Raw genomic sequence first — 20704 nt, 5'->3', positions numbered from 1 at the left:
TGGAAAGGAAATGATTGCCGAAGACGTCGTTGCTTCAATGGAACGTTGGCGAGAAACGACGAGTCCCGGTCGCTCTAATTTAGAAAATGCTTCTTTTGAAGAAATTGACGACTACACTGTCGAACTACACCTAGAGGAGCCTTCTTCAATTATATTGTCAGTGTTAGCAGAACTCGTCCAAATTGCAGCCATCATGCCAAAAGAGATCGTAGAAGAAGCAGATGGCACGGGTGTAAAAGAATTTATCGGAACAGGTCCATTTAAATTCGTAGAATGGCAAACTGATCAACATGTTCATCTGCAACGTTACGAAGACTATGCTCCTTCTGAAGAAGAATCTAGTGGACTGGCAGGACATAAGGAAGCCCTAGTAGAGAACTTGTATTTTGAATTTGTCCCAGACTCTTCAACTCGATTAGCTGGAATTCAAACGGGGGAATATGATGTCATTACCACTGTGCCACTGGACAGTGCAGCACAACTAGAATCTGCCCAAGGCGTTGAACTCGTAACGGCTTTAGGATCATTACAAACGGCAATCTTCAATGAAGCTCGTGGTGTATTCACCGACCCTCTCATTAGACAAGCCGTAAACACCGCTATTGATAATCGAGCAATCATGCTAGCCGCTTATGTTTCAGAAGACTACTTTGAATTAAACGCCGGTTTGATGTATGAAAGTCAACTTGATTGGCACTCTCTTGCCGGTGAAGAATATTATTTCCAAAACGATAAAGAACTTGCGGAAGAAATGCTCGAAGAAGCGGGTTATGACGGTGAGGAAATTGTTATTTTAGTAGCAAGGGATTACGATACGCTATATAATACAGCCGTCGTCCTTCATCAACAACTCGAGGAAATCGGAATGAATGTCGTGTTAGAAGTTACCGACTGGCCAACGTATTTGGAACGTACAAACGATCCAGCTACATTTGATATCGGTGTAACTAGTTTTTCAACGAGATTAATTCCACATCAATACCCAACACTAAGCAAGCGAGGAGAATTTACAGGCTGGACACAAAGCGAAGAATTAGATATTTTATTAGATGAAATTAAAGCCCAGCCAACCCAAGAAGAAGCGTTTGAAGTATTCGAAGAATTACAAGTTCAATTCTATGAAGACATGCCAATGCTTAATATCGGCAAATCTTCAGGATTAAGTGCCATCCGTAGCAACGTCCACAACTTCGAAGATTTAGTCGGACCCGTAATTTGGAACACGTCTATTGAAGATTAAGAGTATGAAGCTACCAATCGGTGATTGGTAGCTTTTTTTTAATGTGGAGCACTCGTTAAGGTATGTGAACCTGTGTGTGGGGATTTTGCTTGTAAAATGGAGATGAATCTTCAAAATTCCAACATAAATGCTTTTTTTGTGAGGATTTCTCACCCTAGTATAAGAAAAAAATCATTAAAATCCCACAAAGAAATTGAAGTATTAAGAGCGCTCTTTTTCTTGAATTGTCGACTCTGTGTATCGGTGAAGTGAGCTCAGAAGACGTTCAAACGTCTTCCGAACTCTTTACTTTCCACAATGTGAATAGAACACGATAAATCATCTGTTTTATCACTATTCTGCTCACATAACTGTTGTTTTGTGAGCAGAATTCTTATCTTTGTGAGTAGAACTTAACCATTTCTACAATTTTGACTCGCTTCTACTCACATAAATGATGTTTTGTGAGCAGAGCCTCCATTATTGATCATCACAAAAAAGCCCCCAATTGGGAGCTTTTTTTCTAACGGTTAATCTGTTGCAGATTCGGCATCTACTAAACCACTTCCAAACTGATTCGTATCACCAAGATCTGTCGCTGTATCATTAACATGACTACGTACTTGTTGTGGTGACCATGAAGGGTTTTGTTCAAGTACAAGTGCTGCAACGCCTGCTACGTGAGGAGTTGCCATCGATGTACCATCAAGGCTACGGTAGCCTCCACCTGGATACGTACTTTCAACGCCAACTCCAGGAGCGACAAGATCTAAGCCTGCTCCATATTGTGAGAAGCTAGCACGTGCGTCGCTTTGAGTTGTTGCGCCGACAGCCATTGCGTTGTCATAGGCTGCAGGATAAGAAAGTGATGATGCGCCTGAATTCCCAGATGCCGCAACAACGAGCACGCCACGATCCGTCGCTTCGTCAACGGCTTGTTCGAGTGTCGGACTCGGCAGTGGACTTCCTAAGCTCATATTGGCAACATCCATACCATTTTCCCCTGCCCACTGAAGCCCTTGGGCAATGGAGCTAATATTCCCTGATCCATCGGAACCGAGCACTTTGACCGCGTAAAGGTCAGCGTCAGGTGATACTCCGACAACTCCTGTATCATTATCGAGTGCAGCGATTGTACCTGCCACATGTGTACCGTGTCCATTCCCATCATCAATTCCTGGTTCACCAGGAACGAAGCTTTCGCCACCTTGGATGTTTAAATCTTCATGTGTAGAGATCCCTGTATCCAAGACCGCGACACTCACACCGCCACCTGTCACACCACTCGCATTAGCTGCTGGTGCATTAACACGATCAATTCCCCATGGAACTGTTTGCGAGATCGTTACTTCAATATCTTCTTCAATATACGCAATTGCGTCGTTCTCTTTCAATTCAGTGACGTCTTCTTTCTCAAGTTCAGCAGATAATACCGGAATGTGTTCAAATTCATGCAACACGTCAATATCGATGTCTTCCCCAGATGATGTTGCAACAAGTTGGTCTTCGGACACTTCGTGTTCATCTACGAATTCTGTTGCCATTGTGATGTCATCAAACCCAATTAAGTACTGCGCTTTCTCATCCTCTGCGGCATTAACCGCTGAGACACTTACACCGAATGCGGTCGCAAAAACTGCTGTAGTAGATAGCATTTTCCAAGGCTTCTTCATAGATTCTCACTCCTCTAATGGATTAGTACCCTCACGAAAAGAATAGCATGTTTTTTAAATTGTTAAAATATAAAAAATAGACTGACCTATTGATCTATCAACGAATCTAGCATTTCTAATCCCTTCCGACTAGATTTTCTCAGGACTAATCACTTACATTCCTAATGGTATAAATATGGAAATATGAGCTCCTAACCCCTGATATATAAACCATTGAAATGTTTTTCTAAGATAACGAGACTTTCTGCCTTGGTAGCCTTTTTTTTCTTAAAAGTAAAACCATTCGTAATGCCTAGCCGTTTTTTTTAGTTTTTTTCCCTTTAACAGCGGCATGTGAACGGTGATTTCATCTACAACCTTAATCAGAGCGCTTATAAATCCCCAAAAATAAAGACACCCCCCTGTTTTTACTGACAGAGGGGCGGCCTATGAATTCTTTAATCCAAATAGATGTCTACACCTGGACCAATCGGCAAGCCAAGTAATGTCCAAATGACGAATAGAACGATCCAAACAGCAAGTACAAAGAGTGCGTATGGAATCATTAATGAAATAATACTTCCTAAACCTAGTCTGCTATCGTATCGCTTCATAAAACCGAGAACCATAATTAAGTAGGGATTCAACGGAGTTAATACGGAAGACGCTGAATCACCGATTCGATAGGCGAGTTGTGCGTAGGCTGGATCATATCCGAGAAGCATAAGCATCGGAACAAAAACAGGAGCCATTAATGCCCATTGCGCAGAACCACTCGTAATGACCTGATTCAGTAAGGTTGCAAGAATGATAAATGCGACCATTAACCCTAAGCCTGTGAATCCGATTCCTTCGAGGAACTCGGACGTGTTAACAGCTAAGATGGTACTCAAATTCGTCCAGTTGAAGTAAGCAATAAATTGCGAGATTGCAAACACAAGAACAATGTATGGCACCATACTTTTCATCGCTTCTGTCATGTGCATTGGAACATCACCTGGCTTCTTAACTGAACCAACCGTGACACCATATGCAACAGAAACAACGATAAACCATATCAAAATAAACGGAACGATATTCGATAAGAATGGTGACGGAATAAATGAACCGCCTTCACCGCGGAATACCGATCCCTCTGGTAGAATCAATGCGAGTACGATCCCAACATATACAATTGTACCGATCCCAGCATAAAGCAAACCTAACATTTCTTTTCGCTTTGGTTTTTCTGCAGATTCGTTTAATACTGCCGGTTCTGCATAACTTTCATCAAACTTCCCGAGTCTTGGCTCAATAATTCTCGTTGTAACCAAACCTACAACGAGTACGACCATGAATGTTGAAACGCTCATAAAGAACCAGTTATCAACAGGTGTAACAAGAATATCGGGATCCAGGGAGCGAGCCGCCTCCGTTGTAATCCCTGCCAAAAGTGCATCTGTACCTGCAATTAAGATGTTCGCTGTAAACCCTGCTGTTACCCCGCAAACCCGGCGCACATTCCTGCAATCGGATTTCGCCCTAAGGAATAGAATACCATCGCTGCAAGCGGAGGTATAATAATCATCGCTGCATCTGAAGCGATGTTACCGAGAACAGCAGCAAAAATAATTGCGTACGTAACAAGTGCAGTTGGTGCACGCATAATCGTCGCTTTCATAAGCGTATCAAAAAGACCGACTTGTTGCGCAAGCCCAATTCCGAGCATCATCGTTAAAATTAACCCTAATGGAGCAAAACCGGTGAAGTTCGTGATCATCGATTCAATCATGAACAATACACCTTCACCAGAGAACAAGCTCTTCGCTTCAATGGTTTCTCCGCTCATTGGATGCTCAACAGAGACGCTAAATAGACTAACAATCCATGAAATGATAATAATTGCGACTGCTAGATAAACAAATAAGATAAATGGGTGGGGTAACTTATTCCCAAGCCATTCAACTCGGTTAAGAATTCGATTCATCACCGAAGAAGAATTTGGTTGCATAGCAATTCACCTCGATGATTTTAGTGTGAAATTTTCGTTGGTGTAATCCCTTCTGGGATTGGACATTCATACGGCTTCCCGCCTAAGTGTTCGTTTAACTCTTCTTTTGCCGTTGCAATCTTCTCTGGGTGGTGAAGCAATTGAGCCGCTGTTCCTGACATTAACTTCGCCGCATAAAGCATCCCCGTCATTGCATACGACGTCTTCCCTTGTGCGACCATTTGCACGTGTGCATCGGCGTCCCAAAGGCGTAACACGTTGTATAGCACTGTACCGTTGGGGCAATCGCACTCACATCGCCAACATCCGTAGAACCTGCTAGACGCTTCTCACCAGGAGTTGATGGAATCGCTAGTTCTGGTAGATCTGTTGGTAGTGATTCTGAAGATACCTTTCGCACTTCTTCCACAGCGCTTTGTTGCTCACTCTCACTCAACGTGTCGTAGAATTTCTTCGCAAGTGCTTTTTCTTCATCTGTAAATTTCGGTTCATCGAACGCTGCCATTTCGTTGTTCATCACTTCTTCAAGCGTGTGGTTACGAACATAGTTCGTACAAGCTTTGTCGAAGCGAACATCCAATTCTGTTTCCGTCATAAGTGCCGCACCTTCGGCAATCTTTTGAACGCGATCGAAAACATTCTTTGCCTTTTGAACCGTTGTTCCACGCATTAAGTAAAGAACTTCCGCCTCCGGCTGCACAACATTTGGTGAAATACCACCTGTGTTCGTAATGGCATAATGCAGTCGGGATGTTTCTTCAATATGTTCACGTAAATAATTCGAGCCAATATTCATTAATTCAACGGCATCTAAAGCACTTCTACCGAGGTGTGGGCTAGCAGCTGCATGCGAAGCTTTGCCTTTGAACTTAAACGACACTTGATAGTTTGCCAATGTCTCAAACGCCCAAACGGTATTAAATGTTCCTGGGTGCCAAGTAATTGCTGTGTCAATATTATCGAAAACACCTTCTCGAGCCATAAAGGTTTTGCCTGAGCCACCTTCTTCTCCAGGGCAACCATAGAACTCAATGGTGCCTGGCAAGTTGTTTTCAACCATATAATCTCGTGCAGCAATGGCTGCCGCTAATGCAGCCGTTCCTAGCATATGGTGACCACAGCCGTGTCCATTTCCACCTTGAATCTTCGGAGAATAGCTTGTCTCGTTTTCAACTTGGCTTAAATCTGAAAGCGCATCGAATTCCCCAAGAAACGCAATAACCGGTGCACCACTTCCATAACTCGCACGAAACGCTGTATCAATGTTAGCAATGCCACGATCAACATTGAACCCTTGTGATTCAATATAATCCGCTAATGTTTTCGAAGATTGCTCCTCTTCAAAGCGAAGTTCTGGAGTATCCCAAATCTGTTTGGCGATGCTTTCGTATTCAGACCGATTATCGTCCATATGTTTTGTTATGAATTGCTGTACTGACATACACAAAACTCCCTTTTTATTAACAGAAAATTGCTGTTGTTATTTTATTTGTGAATAGTAAGCGTTAAATTAGAATTATCCTATCACAAAGATTTGTTTAGTGAAACAAATCAGGTGAATTAGTAATATTATGAACTATCTATTAACTATTTGAATATAGCATCATTACGCTCTAACTAAGGAAAACAAGGAAAATGAATTGTAGCTTTTCTTACACGCTTTTTTTAACTTCACTACGTCTCTTCAAAGCAAATAAATAACGAACGCACAAAAACAAACACACCATAAACACTTCGGTGTGTTTAATAATTTTAAACACCTAAGATTCGTGCATTTTGTAAATATTGACTCGCTTTTTTTGCAGTGCTTTTAAGTTCAACTTTAATCTCTTCCATATTCTTTAGAATGGTATTGCTATCACCAACGACACTCAAACACACATCTGTCTCTTGTTGACTATGAAAAAAAAGGTACTGACATTGCTGAAATTCCTGTTTCCATTTCTTCTAAACAATAAGCAATTTGTTCTTTTGTTACCTTTTGTAATTCATCACTCAATGCGTTTGCATCACGAATTGTATGACTTGTGAATACTTCATAAGGCTCCTCACCTGCCATCTTTATAAATTCTGATTCTGATTTATAGGCGAGAATTGCCTTAGCAGATGAAGAACAATGAGCGGGCATTTGTTGACCTACTCGTACAAAATAGTTGTTTCGAATGTTTGAAGGTTGATATGAATAAATGCAATACACTTGGTTTGCTTGGTATTTACTTAAGTAGGTGTATAGCCCAGTGACTTTTGCAACATCTTTGCAATAAGTTCTTAACCATTCACTAGGGTCTTGACTTTGAATAAAACGACTCCCCCACTGCATTGCTCGAGGTCCTAAATAATAATTTTTAGTAACCTCGTTTTGTGCGACAAGTTCCTTTTCAACCATGTTTTTCAGCATGCGATGCAATGTACTCTTACTAATCTCACTATCTCGTGACAATTGACTAATTCCAATTCCATCCACTGTCGCTTCGCTCACGCAATCCATTACAATCGTAAAACGATCTAACCACTCCACAGTTTCACCTCCACACAAATTCAAGACCACCGTTCTACTTACAGGAACACTCTACAATTAACCTACACTATAAATTAATCATTTAGAAAAATCTACCTCTGGAAATTATCGTTAATTGCCTCGTTTTATACGTAATAAAATCTAAGTTGATATAAAATCTTACAATCATCTAGACATTTTCAGAAATTTAAGTTAAGTTAAATTCACATTAAGGGAATGTCGTTCCTTTGAATGGAACGATGAGAAGGAGGTACCAAATGACTGACTCTGAAATTTTTGTTTCAACGACTTTTTCTGTCGCTGCTCGCTGTGACAAAACCAATGCATTCGGAGCCATTGTTACAACGAGTAGCCCTGCTGTTGGAGCAAGAGTCATACAATGTCAAAGTGACACAGGAATTGTTCTCTCACAAAACATGACAGACCCAAGACTTGCACGAATTGGAATGACTATTTTACAAGATCGTTTTGACGCTTCATCAGCTCTTCGAGCTATGAAAGCAGCAACCCCTTATCCAGAATACAGGCAGTTAGCGGTGGTCGACAAAGATGGTCATTCTGATGCATTTACCGGAGAAAATGCTTTTGGCCCTCACGCTGGTCACTATTGTGAAAAAAATGTTGCAACGGTTGGCAATTACCTTAGCAACCCTGAAATACCAAAATCAATGGCAGAACAATACCTAAAAAAACCATCACTTATCTTTTCCAGATCGTCTACTAGACGCAATAGAGGTCGGTTTTAATCTAGGTGGAGAAGTGAAAGATGAGAAATCAATCGCTCTTGTCATTTACACCGATACCACATTCCCATATATTGATTTACGTGTCGATTGGAGTGACGATCCTCTCAATTCTATGAAAAAGCTGTGGGAAGTATGGCGAAACCACGCAGATACCTATCGTCAAAAGGCTTTGAATCCAAATTTATAGTTTGTTGTCTACATAAACCACAAATAACGTTTAGTAATTTGACTTTAAAAATACCGTTCTATCGATCACATAAAGTATAGAAGGGATGATTGTGAAATGACTAAGATTGACACATTAATTACTCATGCAGACTTGTTTACGATGGCGGGTGAAGGTGTTGGATTTGTTAATGACGGTGCAATCGCAATTGCCAATGGAAAAATTATTGAAGTTGGGGTTACAAAAGACTTAATTCAACAATATTCACCTTCTGAAACAATCAATGCCTCGGGAAAAATGGTCTTGCCAGGTTTTATTGATGGTCACATGCATTCATATTGGGGAACGCTTCGTGGGGTTGGACAAGACACAAAAAAATTGGATGCACAAAGGGGTTGGCCCTTTCCGAAAGTACCTTGGCGATCAAGCGAAATTGGCAGGAAGTAAGATGAATTTGCTTGAGGGTCTAGCGGCTGGTACAACAACTTTTGCTGATTACTCAACTCCGATTCATGAGATTGCCCAATTTTTTAGCCAATTGGGGGCTCGAGCTAGACTTACAAGTCATATTCGAGAGGTCCCAGATGATGTTCAACACTTGCTTAAAGATGGCGATTTGTATCCTTTTGACGAACAAAAAGGACGAGAATCACTAGAAGAAAATGTTCGTCTTATTGAAGAGTGGCATGGATATGACGACAACCGAATTACAGCATTGCTCGGTCCGCAAGGTCCAGACTTCCTCAGTGAACGATTACTTGAAACGGTACGTCAGCTTTCCGTTGATAAAAACATCGGTATCCATATGCACGTGGCACAGAGTACGCGTGAGACTGAACAAATAATGAATCGCTATGGTCAAGGGTCGATTGATTTTCTAGAAGAGCGAGGTTTTCTGAATGAGCGACTCATTGCTGCTCACCTTACAGAAGCCAGTGATGAAGAAATTGACCGTCTCGCCAAAGCAAAAGTCTCCATGATTTTATGTTCCGGTTCCATTGGAGTCATCGCTGGTCGAGTCCCTCCCGCTGCACAATTTATAAAAGCTGGTGGATATGTAGGACTTGGGAGTGACCAATGCTCAGGAAACAATTGCAATCAAATGATTAATGAAATGAAATTAACTGCTCTCTTTAATAAAATCATTCACCAAGACCCCGAAGTGTTTCCCGCCTATCAAGTATTACGAATGGCAACAATTGAAGGTGCACACGCCCTTGGGATTGGTCAAGACGTAGGATCACTTGAACCTGGAAAAAAAAGCCGACTTACAGTTCATTGATTTGAGTCATAAAACGATGCAACCCGTCATTAAAGAACCAATGCGTAACCATATCCCAAACCTAATTTACTCTGCGCGAGGCAATGAAATTGAACGGGTGATGGTGAGTGGTAAGACACTTTATTGCAAAGGAAGTTATACCACCGTTGATGAGGAAAAAAATAATGTATGAGTGTCAGCAGGAAGCCAATCGCATTACGAGCAAAATCAGCCCTGAAGATTTTGCAATTTCAAAAAAACGCATCTTATATGAGCCTATGCCAACTATAATTAACTTGGGGGTAAAACGATGATTAAGACGAGAAAAACGACGATGGCCTTGTGGTTAAGTGCGCTAGCATTAACGACCGCTTGTGGTAACAGTGAGAGTGAATCGTCAAATACAGAAAGCGAGTCTGCAAATGACCAAGAAGCGACAGTTGACGACGTGGAATCAGGAGGAACATTGAACTTAGGCTATGGAACAAACCCAGCTACGCTTGATCCTCATATTACACCACATACAGCTACACGAGATGTGAGTCGCCATGTATTTGAACAATTACTTGCCATTGACGAAGACTATGAAGTCCAACCGTCATTAGCGGAGCGTTTTGAGGTTAGCGATGATGGACTCGTGTATACATTTATTCTGCGTGATAATGTTACTTTCCATAATGGAGAACCGATGCTTGCTGAAGATGTTGTCGCTTCAATGGAGCGTTGGTTAACCCAATCTAGCCAAGGCCTCGCAAACTTTCCAGATGCAACGATGGTAGAGGTGGATGAGAACACTGTTGAGTTACATTTACAAGAGGCAACTCTTATTGGACCAAACATTCTTGCTGATGTTGCGCCACTACCTGCAATTATGCCAAAAGAGATTGCTGAAGAAGCAGGAACAGCAAGCATTAGCGAGTATATCGGCACGGGTCCCTTCCAGTTAGAAGAGTGGTCAATAGATCAACATGTTCATTTAACAAAATTTGAAGACTACCAATCGCCTGAGGGAGAGGCTAGTGGTCTAGCTGGAGAAAAAGAGGCGCTTGTCGACGAAGTGTTTTTTAACTTTATTACCGATGCCTCCACGAGGGTCAATGGAATTACAACTGGGGAGTATGATATTGCATTTAACCTTCCGTTAGATAGCTCTGACCAAATTGATGCGTCTGACGGTGTTGAACCGTTTTTAAGTGATGGGGGCATAATGGCTTACGTGTTCAACAACGATCAAGGACCACTGAGCGATCCCACACTTCGCCATGCAGTTAATACTGCGGTTAATATGAACGATGCACTCATGTCCGCATATAGTGATGATCGTTTTTATAGTCTTGACCCCGCACTTGCAAATCCTAATCAATCACACTGGTATAGTGAGGCTGGCTCAGAAAACTACAATCAAAATGACATTGAAGCTGCGAAGACACTCGTGGAACAATCCGAGTATGCGGGAGAAGAGGTTGTTATTTTAGCAACAAGTGAAGTGGATAACTTATACAATATTGCCATCTATACACAACAAGCGCTAGAAGAAATTGGGCTTAATGCATCACTGAGCGTCTATGACTGGGCTTCCTTTGAAGAAGCACGTGATAACCCAGAAAACTTTGACCTGTTCGTTGTTGACTTTGCTGTTCGCCCAACCCTCCATCAATACCCTTTCTTAAGTTCTGAGTCGAGTTATCCTGGTTGGACAGAAAGCGATGAGATTGATGAGGCGCTAAAGAACATTACACAAGCAAGTACAATTGAAGATGCACAACCGTATGTCGACGAATTACAACTGGCGGTATGGGACTACTTACCAATCAGTAAAATCGGTAACAAACAAAACTTCGTCGCACATCGTGAATCTATTGAAAACTATCGTGATTTAATTGGACCGATATTATGGAACGTTACAAAAGATGAATAGGAAGAACCCCGTAGGGGGTTTTTTCTATTCATCCGATAGAAGAAATTTAGAATTGAGGTGACTGTAATGCATGCATCGACGTCACGCATTGAATCGTATTTTTGCAAGTTAAATGGAACTCCAATCTCAACAAATCAGAGCATGAACCGTCTCGCCTATACCGAAGATGAGCGCAGGGCTCATCACACCTTTTCTGAACTAGCCGTTTCTTTAGGGATGACTGTTCGAACAGATGCTGTTGGCAATACGATCGCTCGATTAAAAGGAAGTGATGATACTCAACCTGTCGTTGCCATCGGTTCGCATCTCGATACTGTAAGAAATGGCGGGCAATTTGACGGAACCGCAGGAATCGTCGCGGGCTTGGAAGTCGTAGCTCTCTTCAATGAACATCGTATCCAACCTCACCATCCTATTGAACTGATTGCTTTTGCAAGCGAGGAATCTTCACGTTTTGGCGTCGCTACGCTCGGTAGCAAAGCGATGATCGGGGAATTCCCAATTGATAAGATGTCTACACTAACTGACCAAGATGGCGTCAGCCTAGCAGAGGCACTACGCCGATGTAAGTTAAATCCTGAAGTTGTTGAAAAAGCCTGTCGTTCAAAGACAGACATTAAATCGTTTTTTTGAATTACATATTGAACAAGGCCCTGAGCTCGAAAGCTTAGACGTTCCCGTTGGAATAGTAAACGGGATTGCCGCACCTACACGATTAAAACTGACGTTTCAAGGTCAGGCAAACCATACCGGTACAACTTCGATGATGCGAAGAAAAGACGCACTCGTCGCTGCTTCTGAAATGATTTTATTCGTAGAAGACGCTGCCAAGCTTGAGGCCATTAATAAAACGGTAGCCACCGTTGGGATTTGCGAAGTAACTCCTGCCTCTATGAATGTGATTCCTGGTGAAGTCACGCTTTACGTTGATATTCGAAGTACAAGTATGGTTTCCAAGCAACGCGTACACCAACAAATCCGCAAAAAAGCTTATGTGATTGAGCAGTACCGAGGTGTGACCTGCGAGATTGACGTTCTAAGTAAAGAAATTCCCATTGTCATTGAACGTCATATCCAAGAACGATTACAGAGTGCTTGTGAAGAAATCAATATTAATTATGAGAACATGCCAAGTGGTGCTGGTCATGATGCGATGAACATGGCTAAACTCTGGCCTACTGGAATGATTTTTGTCCCATGCAAAAATGGTGTCAGTCATGACCCAACCGAATACTCAACGGTTGAACAAATTGTAGCAGGCACAAACGTCTTAATTACTGCCATTAGGCGAGAAGCATCACGCTAACATGATCAACTAACCATTCAGGAGGCGTTCACCATGACAACATGGGATATGAAAATAGAAAATGGTACGATTGTGACAGATACTGAGCAATACAAAGCAAACATCTACATTCGTGAAGGAAAAATTAGCGCAGTGACTCATGAACAACTTACAGGGGATAGTCTCGAAACGATTGACGCTACTGGTCATTACGTTTTTCCAGGTTTTATTGACACCCATATTCATTCAAGGGATCCAGGTCCAACGTATAAAGAGGATTTTATTCATAGCACTCGCGCTGCAGCAGCCGGGGGAATTACAACGGTATTTGAAATGCCGAACACTTCCCCACCTGTGAATCACGCTGAGAACTTTGATCGTCAAGTCGAAAATTTAAGCAAAAAAGCATTTGTAGATTTCGCACTTTGGGGAATATGTGTTGGAGATTTAAACAATCAACACTTACCTTCACTTCAACAAAAAGGCGTTATTGGGTTCAAATTTTTTTTGGGGGTACGCAGTACACGCAAAAACATACCAGCTCATGTACAACTACAAACCTGGAATGGAAGACGTTATTCCTCCATTTCACGATGGTGACGTATATACGATGATGCAAGAAGTACAGAAGACGGGCGAAGTATTCGCAGTACATGCTGAGAATAATGATCTAATTCAAACATTAACCGAACAAGTAGAAGCTCGCGGAGGTAAAAGTTATGAAGACCTCATCGCAACACGACCAGCTCTTGCAGAAGTGCTTACTGTTAAAACTGGCATTGAGCTCGCACGTGAAACCGGTGTGCGTTTCCATGTGTTACATATTAGTTCGGGTGATGCACTTGACCTCATTCGAGATGCCCAAGCGGAAGGGTTACCTATCACTGTAGAGACATGCCCACACTATTTGTTTTTAAGCAATGAAGACTTCGCTCGTGTTGGACCACATATGAAAGTATACCCACCCGTTAAATACAAAAGCGATCAAGAGCGCATTTGGCAAGGGATTACGGATGGAACGATTTCTCACGTTTGTTCAGATCACGCTCCTCATACCGAAGAAGAAAAAAATGGGGGACTTTGGTCAATTCCTGCTGGCATGTGCGGAGTCGAGACACTAGTGCCCCTTATGTTAGACGGCGTTACTGAAGGTAAACTCTCATTACAAGACGTTGCCCGTTTATTATCTGTTACACCTGCCAAACTTTTTGGTGTGCATCCTCAAAAAGGGTGCCTCACACCTGGAAGCGATGCGGACATTACAATTGTTGATATGAACAAAGAAAGAACGATCGACCGGGAACAACTGCACAGTAAAAGTAAAGTGACCGCGTATCATGGCAAAAAAAATAAAAGGCTGGCCAGTTCAAACGATCGTTCGTGGTCAGATGGTTATGAATGATGGGAAGCTCTTTGGAAAACCAGGTCAAGGCAAACTTATCACAAAAAAAGAGAAAGCAATCGTTACCGTTTAACTAACAAAAACAGGGTCTAGTATTTATTGAACTAGACCCTGTTTTTATTGCAATTTTTATCTTTGCACGACATTGTTTTAAACCTTCACTTCCTCACCCACTCGATACTGCACTACTCCTTCCACGTACGTTGCCATCACTTGAATGTCTTTAAGTTGCTCTTCTTGGACAACAAACGGGTCATGTGAGACGACCATAAAGTCAGCTTTCTTTCCAACCGTTAATGTACCACGCTTGTGTTCATCGAAATTGCCGTATGCAGCATCAATCATATAAGCACGTAATGCGTCGTATACCGATAAGCTTTCTGTACGATCAGTTTTCGTTCCACTGCTCGTCGTACGGGTAACGGCTGTATAGACTCCTAGGAAAGGGTTGCCTTCCGTTACTGGCAGATCCGAATTCCCTGGCGCTACAATTCCGTAAGCCTTGAACGTTTGGTGGGGAAATGCGCGTTTCACTCGTTCTTGTCCTAAATTGTTCACGTAGCCATCACCAATACTATAGAGGAAACCGATCGACGAGCCAGCAATAATGCCAAGCTTTTGCATTCGTTTTAAATGATCTTCTGTCGGCAAAATTGCGTGCTCAATTCGGTGCCTTGCTATATGTGGGTACTTCTCGACCTCTGCATACTCAAACGCTTGTAATGCCATTTCTATTGCGCGTTCCCCAATAGCATGGACAGAAATTCGCAAGTTATTTTGGACCGACTTCTTGAAGCGTTCATTTAATTCACTCTGCTTCAAGTAGAGTATTCCGTAATTGTCGGCTGTACCTTCAAAAGGCTCTGCTACGGCTGCTGTCTTCCCACCAACACTTCCATCGATCATGAATTTAATGCCTTGCACGTTTAATTGTTCATTTCCAAAGCCTGATTCAATGCCTAGAGTCGTGATTTCATTTTGTAACCCTGTCCGACTCATTTGCGTGCGTCCCCATAACCACATCCCGACGTTCAAGCGTAATCGGTTTTCTTTTTGTAGTTGCTGGTACACCTTGAACTCTTCTTTGCCTGTTGCCATGTCATTAATCGTCGCAATTCCCCAACTTAGGAAAATCTCCTCGGCAATCTTCCAGGCCTGTTTCGTTTTTTTCAATTGAATACGTTGGTGTCTTAAAGACACTCATCGCGTCTTCCATCACGTAACCAGTTAACGAACCAGATTCGTCTCGCTCAAACGAACCCCCTTCAGGATCACTCGCATCGAGTGCGATCATACTCGCTTCAAAGGCTTTCGTGTTCACCATGGCGTTGTGTACACACGTTCGAAGTAAGAACACTGGATGTTCAGGCGCAATGGCGTCAAGATCGGCCATCGTGACAAACTGCTTTCCTTCCATTAAGTTCTCATCCCAACCTGCCCCGATGATCCACTCGCCCTTTTGCTTTTTAGTGACTTCTTCTTTTATCGCTTGAATAACAGCTTCACGATTCGGTGTCATTCTCGGTCTTAAATCCAACTCGAGTTGTTTTTTTGCAAAATCTAGAGGGTGCGCATGACTTTCGATGAATGCTGGTAATACAGCTTTTGAATCTGCATCGTAAATCGCTGTATCTGGTCCCTTCAATTCATTGATCTTATCATAGGCGCCGATGGCAAGAATGCGACCGTCTTTTATCGCAAAACTCTCAGCGTGTTCCCCTTCAACTTCCATTGAATAGACTCTAGCATTTGTAACGATTAGATCTGCATATAACATCATAGTGCTTCGCTCCTGTTCGCATCTTGATTTCGGTTAGTCGTGATAAACGTGACGGTAAACAACACAATAATGGACAATGGCAACCCGACAAAAACAGGGTGTAAACCAAATGGATGATCGAGCAATTGCCAAACAATTGAGGTCACTAATCCACTCCACATGGAGGCGAGACCCGCAATCTTCGTTACGCCGCCCCAGACGAGACCGACCATAATCGGAGCTAACATTCCTGATACGAGCATCGCAGTTCCTGTTACCCAAAGACTGACCAGTTGCGGAATATACAACGCTAATAAGAGTGCAATCACCGAGACAATACCAACACTAACGCGACTGTAGAACAACATCTTTTGATTGCTCGGGTTCTTCACTCTCGGACCGATAATGTCATTCACAATCGAGGAAGCACCTGAGATGAAGAAAGAATCTGCCGTTGATATAACCGTCGCTAATAACGCTAAAATCATGATTAAAACGAGCGAGAACGGGAATACTTCTCCAACGACTTCATAATAAACGAGCGTAGGATCAATCGTCATATTCAACCCGTGTAAACTCATAATTCCAATTAAGACGACAACAACACCTGTTAATGCGGACAGAATAATGGAAATCCAATACCCGATATTCATCGTCTTTTCAGAACTTGCTGCCCAGAAACGTTGCCACAAGTCTTGGCGAACACATTGATACGCACCAATTGTTAAAAGAAAAACGAAGATCTCTTGCGTTGGCAAACTAGATAACGACAACATCCAACCGTCTCCAGCTTCCCTTGCATTTTGTTCAACATTTTGCCAGCCACCTGAATAATACATCACCACAAAGAAAAGCAGGAAGATTCCGACGGTTTGAACGGTACCGTGAATCGCATCTTGCAAGACGACAGCTTTTAGTCCACCAAAATACGTTTTAATTGTAAGTAAGATCCAACCGATAATAATTCCGACGGTAAAATTAATGTCCATCGTAAAACTTAGAATCGTAGCAATCGATACAAACTGCATACCGGTAATGGAACAATACGCCATCAATACAGCGATGACGGTTGGAAGGCGTGCTTTTTCCCCGTAACGAAGCGCTGTAAAGTCACCAAGAGTGACCATGTTATGCTTCTCACCAAGCCTGCGAATACGCTTCGCAAAGAATAACACGAGCACGACGGAGAAAATAAAGATCCCGATGTTCGCCCATTGTTGGCCCATCCCGATTTCATACCCACTCGTCATATACCCGAGTAAAATCGAACCACCAATCGCGGTCGCAACAAACGTAAGAATAAGTGAAAACATTCGTACACCACGACCAGCAACATTATAATCATCGTAGGTTTTGACACCTCGACTTACCCATATACTAAAGCCGAACAAAAAGAAAAAGTACACAATTACAGCAATCGTAATGATCATCATTTCTTGATCGTTAAACATGGAAGTCATCCTTTCACTCTTTGGAGCGTTTTGTTTTGATCATTCACTATTGCTATATTCCATGCAGATTGTGTAGATTCCTTCGCTTTTTTTGTCAAAATCACACTTTATTCTGTTAAATTTCCTGACAAACTAAAGTGATCACTCGCTAATCCGTGACTAATGTCACCTCTTCTTCCATTCCTTGTAAAAGGTCGTACGTATGAAGTGTAACTGTTGGCTTTTTTTTGATAACCACTTTGATCACGTTTTGTATAATATAACTGATCATCTTGCAAGAGAATGTTCCCAACAGCTGAACCGACGTTCAACCGTTCATCTTTATAAACGAGATCATAATCATAGTTCTCATTGCTATTCGGGTTCATAATGGTCTGGTAGAGCAGTTCATCTTCATAAATCACTGATTGACTAACGTCGACTTCTGTTTCTTCATCTGACAATAATTCAACCTCTTTTGTATTCGGATCAAACAGGTACGAACGTGAAACAGACTCGAAAATTGAATCTGCAGTTCGTTCTTCTAGTTCATAATCATCATACATCGTTACAACAAATTGTCCTTCATCTAGCACTTGATGAACCGTCATCGCTCGATCAAAGATTCGAGTCAATGAACCGTCTTCTTCAACTTTAAAAAAACCCTCATCTAACGGTTCAAAGCCTTGTTTAGGTTCAACACCTTGTGAAATATGGATTCCACCCGCATACAGCTCATCATTCGTTTCATCATAGACAAGCTGATTGAGTACTCCCCTTGCCTCAACAATGATGTCTCCTGCATCATTGATAATTTCGCTCGTTCGAAGTTGATTTTCTCCTTCTCCTGCTGGTTGATCATCATAGCCTGTTGTATGAATAAACAATACTTCGTCCCGTGCAAAGACAAGATCAAAGAATTGATAGCCAGAATCAGCTTCATAGATTTTTTCCTCATCGACAAACACTGTTTCCTGCCCCTCATGCTCCAACGCATATAACAATTGATCACCTTGTACGTCAAACTCCCCTGTAAACCGCGGACCATCATCTTCGTTCGTTTGAATGTAACCAACGATCGCTAATGATAAGACAATACCGGTCATCACGCCGAGTAACAGGAGTATATTGTTGAACTTCATCCTTGGACTCTCCTTCCTCTATGGTCTAAACGGCCAGAAAAACCGTACAATTTCCATTGGCACAATCTCAAACCAAAGACTGGCAATCGGCAATGTCCCAAACAAAAAGACGAACAGCGTAATAACGGTACTGATAATCATCGCTCGCTTCGTTCGTTGTAGAAGTTTTGCTTGCAACACGTAACTTAGTGCCCATACGACGATCGGTAAAGCATAATTGAGCACAATAATGTTCAGGCCAACAAAAATCATCGCACCGAACTCATCGTTACATTAATCGCAGCAATGATAAAACCTGTCGTTAATTGCACACTATGAAAATAACGCCTAGTCTTAACTTCTTTCGATGACTCGTTGTACGATAGCGTCGTCAGATAAATGAGTACAATATTCAATAAAATCAAGACATAAAACAACACATGAAATGACGTTGCTTGCGTATAAAGGCCTGTTAGACCAAACAAAATAAACAGCACTAAATGCACCAACAATGCCATGTTCATCCACAGTTTACGTCTAAGCACAAATCGCTGGTTTAATGATAAAACGAGCACTGCGATTTGACCGATAAAGATCGTAAATAATGAATAGACTGCCATTTGTTCAGATACAACGATATGGACAAACAGTGCACACATCCATAAAAACGATCCAAACACAAATCCAAGAAACATCTCTCTTCGAAAAGGGAATTTCGCTTGTTGAATTTGATCTCCTAAAACCGACTCTTTGCCAAACTCAGTCATAGCTTCCTCCTCTGCTTCCTTTTCAGATTTGCCATTGCTCATTTTATCTTCTTTCAGATCTTCAAGATGAGTGAGCAACTCTTCATACAAATCCTCATGTTCAGCGCGACTCCCGTCCGTTTGCTGGACGATCCGCGCGACAAAACTCGGAAAACTACTCATGAGACTCACTCGTCCGTTGGACGAGATCATTTAATACGCCCCAATCGGCACGCTTTTTCTTAAGCTCTCGTACACCATCATCTGTCACATGGTAATATTTTCGGCGCTTCCCGCTACGATCGTCCCAATACGATTCAATCCAACCTTCTTCTCCATTCGTTTCAACGATGGGTAAAGTGTGCCTTCACTCATTTGGTATGACTCATCACTAATTGAGCGCAACTTTTTTTGTCATTTCGTAACCATATAAGTCTTCTTTCGCGATGAGTGAGAGTAAAATCAAATCAATATTGCCTTTCATCATTTCTTTATCCATTGAATAACCTCTTTTCTTCATACCTCGTATTACAAAGTATAGACATAGCAAGGTATGAATTTCAACAGTGATTTGATAGTCGTTTAACCAATCCTTTAGAACTTTTGCACAAAAGCTCAGCAACATCTCACGAAAAAAAATTGGTCATGTCTGCTGTAGAGTGCAAACAAATAGTCCGGTAGCGTAGTAGTATCTAGATTTTGTTAAAAAAAGGAGGGACACCAATGCAAAACCGTACATACGGCTATGTACAACCACAGTCAACATCAGTGACGCAGCTACGCGGACAATATGTGACGGGTTTTTCAGTCGGTATTTTATATTTGGATGATTGCTGGTACCCAACCGTTCCAGGAAATGTTTCGAACTTAAGCACGTACCCATTTCCAGTCATGCTAAAAAAAAGTCCCGAATTGCACGACGATGAAACTACTAAACGGTGATGACGGTTTACTCGAAACCGTTGTGAACACCGCAAAGGAATTGGAAAAAGAAGGAGCGAGGGCCATCACATCCGCTTGTGGTTTTTTTGGACGGTTCCAAAAGGAGGTTGCGGCAGCGGTCGACATTCCGGTTTACTTATCTAGCCTCATGCAAGTTCCTTGGCTTCTTGCAGGGTTAAAACCTAATAAAAAGGTCGGCATACTCACCGCTTACGAAAAAGGAATTTCACCAGAGCTTCTAGAGAATTGCGGCATCCATGATCCGTCCTCAGTCCGCATCCAAGACTTAAGTAATTTAACAGAATTTTCATGCATTATCGAGGATCGTGGAACATTTGACCACGCCGCTCTTGAACAAGAAGCTGTAACAGCAGCCCAGTCTCTCGTTGACGATGACGTTGCTGTCATTCTACTTGAGTGTAGCGATTTGCCACCGTATGCTCACGCAATTCAACAAGCAACATCTCGACCTGTGTATGACTTTATTACGCTTATTCATTGGATGCACTATGCGACCACGCAAAAACCTTATTACGGATTTATGTAAGA

Annotated in this window: 23 protein-coding genes and 2 pseudogenes; 12 read left to right on the top strand and 13 right to left on the bottom strand. The window is 42.0% G+C overall.

Annotation, left to right across the window (positions count from 1 at the left end; all coding sequences use genetic code 11):
* Positions 1-10: 10 nt before the first annotated feature.
* Complete coding sequence (locus JCM19055_RS04300) at positions 11-1240, top strand: ABC transporter substrate-binding protein (protein ID WP_052365909.1); 1230 nt, start codon at positions 11-13, stop codon at positions 1238-1240.
* A 509-nt stretch (positions 1241-1749) separates the two neighbouring features.
* On the opposite strand, the gene JCM19055_RS04295 is transcribed toward JCM19055_RS04300, so the two are convergent.
* The 6 genes and pseudogenes from JCM19055_RS04295 to JCM19055_RS04280 all read right to left on the bottom strand — a co-directional run bounded on the left by JCM19055_RS04295 (position 1750) and on the right by JCM19055_RS04280 (position 7379).
* Positions 1750-2892, bottom strand: coding sequence for a S8 family peptidase (locus tag JCM19055_RS04295; RefSeq protein WP_042358689.1), 1143 nt, complete (start codon positions 2890-2892; stop codon positions 1750-1752).
* 437 nt (positions 2893-3329) lie between these two features.
* Positions 3330-4837, bottom strand: a pseudogene (locus JCM19055_RS04290) (AbgT family transporter).
* Between the two features lie 44 nt (positions 4838-4881).
* Entirely contained in the window at positions 4882-5088 is a 207-nt protein-coding gene (locus tag JCM19055_RS31225) for a hypothetical protein (RefSeq protein WP_370542983.1), read from the bottom strand.
* A complete protein-coding gene (locus JCM19055_RS04285) occupies positions 5049-6302 on the bottom strand; it encodes an amidohydrolase (RefSeq protein WP_370542982.1) in 1254 nt (417 codons plus the stop codon). The genes JCM19055_RS31225 and JCM19055_RS04285 overlap by 40 nt, the downstream gene beginning before the upstream one ends.
* Positions 6303-6613: 311 nt before the next feature.
* Positions 6614-6736 (bottom strand): hypothetical protein, encoded by a 123-nt coding sequence (locus JCM19055_RS28455; protein ID WP_265181793.1) that lies wholly within the window; start codon positions 6734-6736, stop codon positions 6614-6616.
* A gap of 22 nt (positions 6737-6758) precedes the next feature.
* Positions 6759-7379, bottom strand: coding sequence for an IclR family transcriptional regulator (locus JCM19055_RS04280; protein WP_042358688.1), 621 nt, complete (start codon positions 7377-7379; stop codon positions 6759-6761).
* A 257-nt stretch (positions 7380-7636) separates the two neighbouring features.
* On the opposite strand from JCM19055_RS04280, the gene JCM19055_RS04275 reads away from it, so the two are divergent.
* The 9 genes from JCM19055_RS04275 (at position 7637) to JCM19055_RS28440 (ending at position 14157) form a co-directional block, all read left to right on the top strand.
* The gene (locus tag JCM19055_RS04275; RefSeq protein WP_265181792.1) at positions 7637-8125 is read left to right on the top strand and encodes a DUF1028 domain-containing protein; all 489 of its coding nucleotides are present in this window, start codon (positions 7637-7639) and stop codon (positions 8123-8125) included.
* 13 nt (positions 8126-8138) lie between these two features.
* Positions 8139-8312: a DUF1028 domain-containing protein gene (locus JCM19055_RS28450; RefSeq protein WP_265181791.1), complete on the top strand. Its 174-nt coding sequence runs from the start codon at positions 8139-8141 to the stop codon at positions 8310-8312.
* Between the two features lie 96 nt (positions 8313-8408).
* The gene (locus tag JCM19055_RS26200; protein WP_052365908.1) at positions 8409-8738 is read left to right on the top strand and encodes an amidohydrolase family protein; all 330 of its coding nucleotides are present in this window, start codon (positions 8409-8411) and stop codon (positions 8736-8738) included.
* Position 8739: 1 nt separating this feature from the next.
* A complete protein-coding gene (locus JCM19055_RS22705; RefSeq protein ID WP_052365907.1) occupies positions 8740-9573 on the top strand; it encodes an amidohydrolase family protein in 834 nt (277 codons plus the stop codon).
* Positions 9574-9862: 289 nt separating this feature from the next.
* The gene (locus JCM19055_RS04265) at positions 9863-11470 is read left to right on the top strand and encodes an ABC transporter substrate-binding protein (RefSeq protein WP_042358687.1); all 1608 of its coding nucleotides are present in this window, start codon (positions 9863-9865) and stop codon (positions 11468-11470) included.
* Positions 11471-11536: 66 nt separating this feature from the next.
* Complete coding sequence (locus tag JCM19055_RS22695; protein ID WP_052365905.1) at positions 11537-12103, top strand: M20/M25/M40 family metallo-hydrolase; 567 nt, start codon at positions 11537-11539, stop codon at positions 12101-12103.
* Positions 12057-12776, top strand: coding sequence for a hydantoinase/carbamoylase family amidase (locus tag JCM19055_RS22690; protein WP_193745305.1), 720 nt, complete (start codon positions 12057-12059; stop codon positions 12774-12776). The genes JCM19055_RS22695 and JCM19055_RS22690 overlap by 47 nt, the downstream gene beginning before the upstream one ends.
* 33 nt (positions 12777-12809) lie before the next feature.
* The gene (locus JCM19055_RS28445; RefSeq protein WP_265181790.1) at positions 12810-13355 is read left to right on the top strand and encodes an amidohydrolase family protein; all 546 of its coding nucleotides are present in this window, start codon (positions 12810-12812) and stop codon (positions 13353-13355) included.
* On the top strand, positions 13300-14157 hold the full coding sequence (locus JCM19055_RS28440; protein ID WP_265181789.1) for a dihydroorotase family protein: 858 nt from the start codon (positions 13300-13302) through the stop codon (positions 14155-14157). The genes JCM19055_RS28445 and JCM19055_RS28440 overlap by 56 nt, the downstream gene beginning before the upstream one ends.
* Before the next feature lie 150 nt (positions 14158-14307).
* Here JCM19055_RS28440 and JCM19055_RS04250 read toward each other — a convergent pair whose 3' ends face one another.
* From JCM19055_RS04250 to JCM19055_RS04220, 7 genes and pseudogenes are all read right to left on the bottom strand, one after another.
* Entirely contained in the window at positions 14308-15357 is a 1050-nt protein-coding gene (locus tag JCM19055_RS04250; protein ID WP_152549749.1) for an amidohydrolase, read from the bottom strand.
* Complete coding sequence (locus JCM19055_RS04245) at positions 15260-15937, bottom strand: amidohydrolase family protein (RefSeq protein ID WP_042358684.1); 678 nt, start codon at positions 15935-15937, stop codon at positions 15260-15262. Before JCM19055_RS04245 ends, JCM19055_RS04250 begins: the two co-directional genes overlap by 98 nt.
* Positions 15934-17367: a sodium:solute symporter gene (locus JCM19055_RS04240; RefSeq protein WP_042358754.1), complete on the bottom strand. Its 1434-nt coding sequence runs from the start codon at positions 17365-17367 to the stop codon at positions 15934-15936. Before JCM19055_RS04240 ends, JCM19055_RS04245 begins: the two co-directional genes overlap by 4 nt.
* A 107-nt stretch (positions 17368-17474) precedes the next feature.
* Positions 17475-18488, bottom strand: coding sequence for a hypothetical protein (locus JCM19055_RS04235; protein WP_042358683.1), 1014 nt, complete (start codon positions 18486-18488; stop codon positions 17475-17477).
* Positions 18489-18506: 18 nt separating this feature from the next.
* Positions 18507-18740: a hypothetical protein gene (locus tag JCM19055_RS04230; RefSeq protein ID WP_042358682.1), complete on the bottom strand. Its 234-nt coding sequence runs from the start codon at positions 18738-18740 to the stop codon at positions 18507-18509.
* Positions 18737-19396, bottom strand: a complete 660-nt coding sequence (locus tag JCM19055_RS04225) for a permease prefix domain 1-containing protein (RefSeq protein WP_042358680.1) — start codon at positions 19394-19396, stop codon at positions 18737-18739. Before JCM19055_RS04225 ends, JCM19055_RS04230 begins: the two co-directional genes overlap by 4 nt.
* Positions 19389-19712: pseudogene (locus tag JCM19055_RS04220) on the bottom strand (PadR family transcriptional regulator). Before JCM19055_RS04220 ends, JCM19055_RS04225 begins: the two are co-directional and overlap by 8 nt.
* Before the next feature lie 224 nt (positions 19713-19936).
* Here JCM19055_RS04220 and JCM19055_RS28435 point away from each other — a divergent pair.
* Both JCM19055_RS28435 and JCM19055_RS04215 read left to right on the top strand, forming a co-directional pair.
* A complete protein-coding gene (locus tag JCM19055_RS28435; RefSeq protein WP_265181788.1) occupies positions 19937-20155 on the top strand; it encodes a hypothetical protein in 219 nt (72 codons plus the stop codon).
* The gene (locus JCM19055_RS04215) at positions 20136-20702 is read left to right on the top strand and encodes an aspartate/glutamate racemase family protein (protein WP_265181787.1); all 567 of its coding nucleotides are present in this window, start codon (positions 20136-20138) and stop codon (positions 20700-20702) included. Before JCM19055_RS28435 ends, JCM19055_RS04215 begins: the two co-directional genes overlap by 20 nt.
* The last annotated feature ends 2 nt before the right edge of the window (positions 20703-20704 follow it).

The sequence above is a fragment of the Geomicrobium sp. JCM 19055 genome (assembly GCF_000698185.1).
Taxonomy (GTDB): Bacteria; Bacillota; Bacilli; order Bacillales; family Marinococcaceae; genus Geomicrobium_A; species Geomicrobium_A sediminis.
The sequence above is the reverse complement of the archived record's forward strand: the minus strand, read 5'-3'. Positions and strand labels throughout refer to the sequence as shown.

Excerpts from the sequence above, each read along its gene's own strand:
- JCM19055_RS04230 (WP_042358682.1), bottom strand. The coding sequence starts at position 18,740 with ATGATTTTTGTTGGCCTGAACATTATTGTGCTCAATTATGCTTTACCG.
- JCM19055_RS22705 (WP_052365907.1), top strand. The coding sequence starts at position 8,740 with ATGAATTTGCTTGAGGGTCTAGCGGCTGGTACAACAACTTTTGCTGAT.
- JCM19055_RS26200 (WP_052365908.1), top strand. The coding sequence starts at position 8,409 with ATGACTAAGATTGACACATTAATTACTCATGCAGACTTGTTTACGATG.
- JCM19055_RS28445 (WP_265181790.1), top strand. The coding sequence starts at position 12,810 with ATGACAACATGGGATATGAAAATAGAAAATGGTACGATTGTGACAGAT.
- JCM19055_RS28440 (WP_265181789.1), top strand. The coding sequence starts at position 13,300 with ATGTACAACTACAAACCTGGAATGGAAGACGTTATTCCTCCATTTCAC.
- JCM19055_RS04245 (WP_042358684.1), bottom strand. The coding sequence starts at position 15,937 with ATGATGTTATATGCAGATCTAATCGTTACAAATGCTAGAGTCTATTCA.
- JCM19055_RS04295 (WP_042358689.1), bottom strand. The coding sequence starts at position 2,892 with ATGAAGAAGCCTTGGAAAATGCTATCTACTACAGCAGTTTTTGCGACC.
- JCM19055_RS04240 (WP_042358754.1), bottom strand. The coding sequence starts at position 17,367 with ATGTTTAACGATCAAGAAATGATGATCATTACGATTGCTGTAATTGTG.
- JCM19055_RS04265 (WP_042358687.1), top strand. The coding sequence starts at position 9,863 with ATGATTAAGACGAGAAAAACGACGATGGCCTTGTGGTTAAGTGCGCTA.
- JCM19055_RS04235 (WP_042358683.1), bottom strand. The coding sequence starts at position 18,488 with ATGAAGTTCAACAATATACTCCTGTTACTCGGCGTGATGACCGGTATT.
- JCM19055_RS04300 (WP_052365909.1), top strand. The coding sequence starts at position 11 with ATGATTGCCGAAGACGTCGTTGCTTCAATGGAACGTTGGCGAGAAACG.
- JCM19055_RS04215 (WP_265181787.1), top strand. The coding sequence starts at position 20,136 with ATGAAACTACTAAACGGTGATGACGGTTTACTCGAAACCGTTGTGAAC.
- JCM19055_RS04225 (WP_042358680.1), bottom strand. The coding sequence starts at position 19,396 with ATGAGTAGTTTTCCGAGTTTTGTCGCGCGGATCGTCCAGCAAACGGAC.
- JCM19055_RS04275 (WP_265181792.1), top strand. The coding sequence starts at position 7,637 with ATGACTGACTCTGAAATTTTTGTTTCAACGACTTTTTCTGTCGCTGCT.
- JCM19055_RS28435 (WP_265181788.1), top strand. The coding sequence starts at position 19,937 with ATGCAAAACCGTACATACGGCTATGTACAACCACAGTCAACATCAGTG.
- JCM19055_RS22695 (WP_052365905.1), top strand. The coding sequence starts at position 11,537 with ATGCATGCATCGACGTCACGCATTGAATCGTATTTTTGCAAGTTAAAT.
- JCM19055_RS04285 (WP_370542982.1), bottom strand. The coding sequence starts at position 6,302 with ATGTCAGTACAGCAATTCATAACAAAACATATGGACGATAATCGGTCT.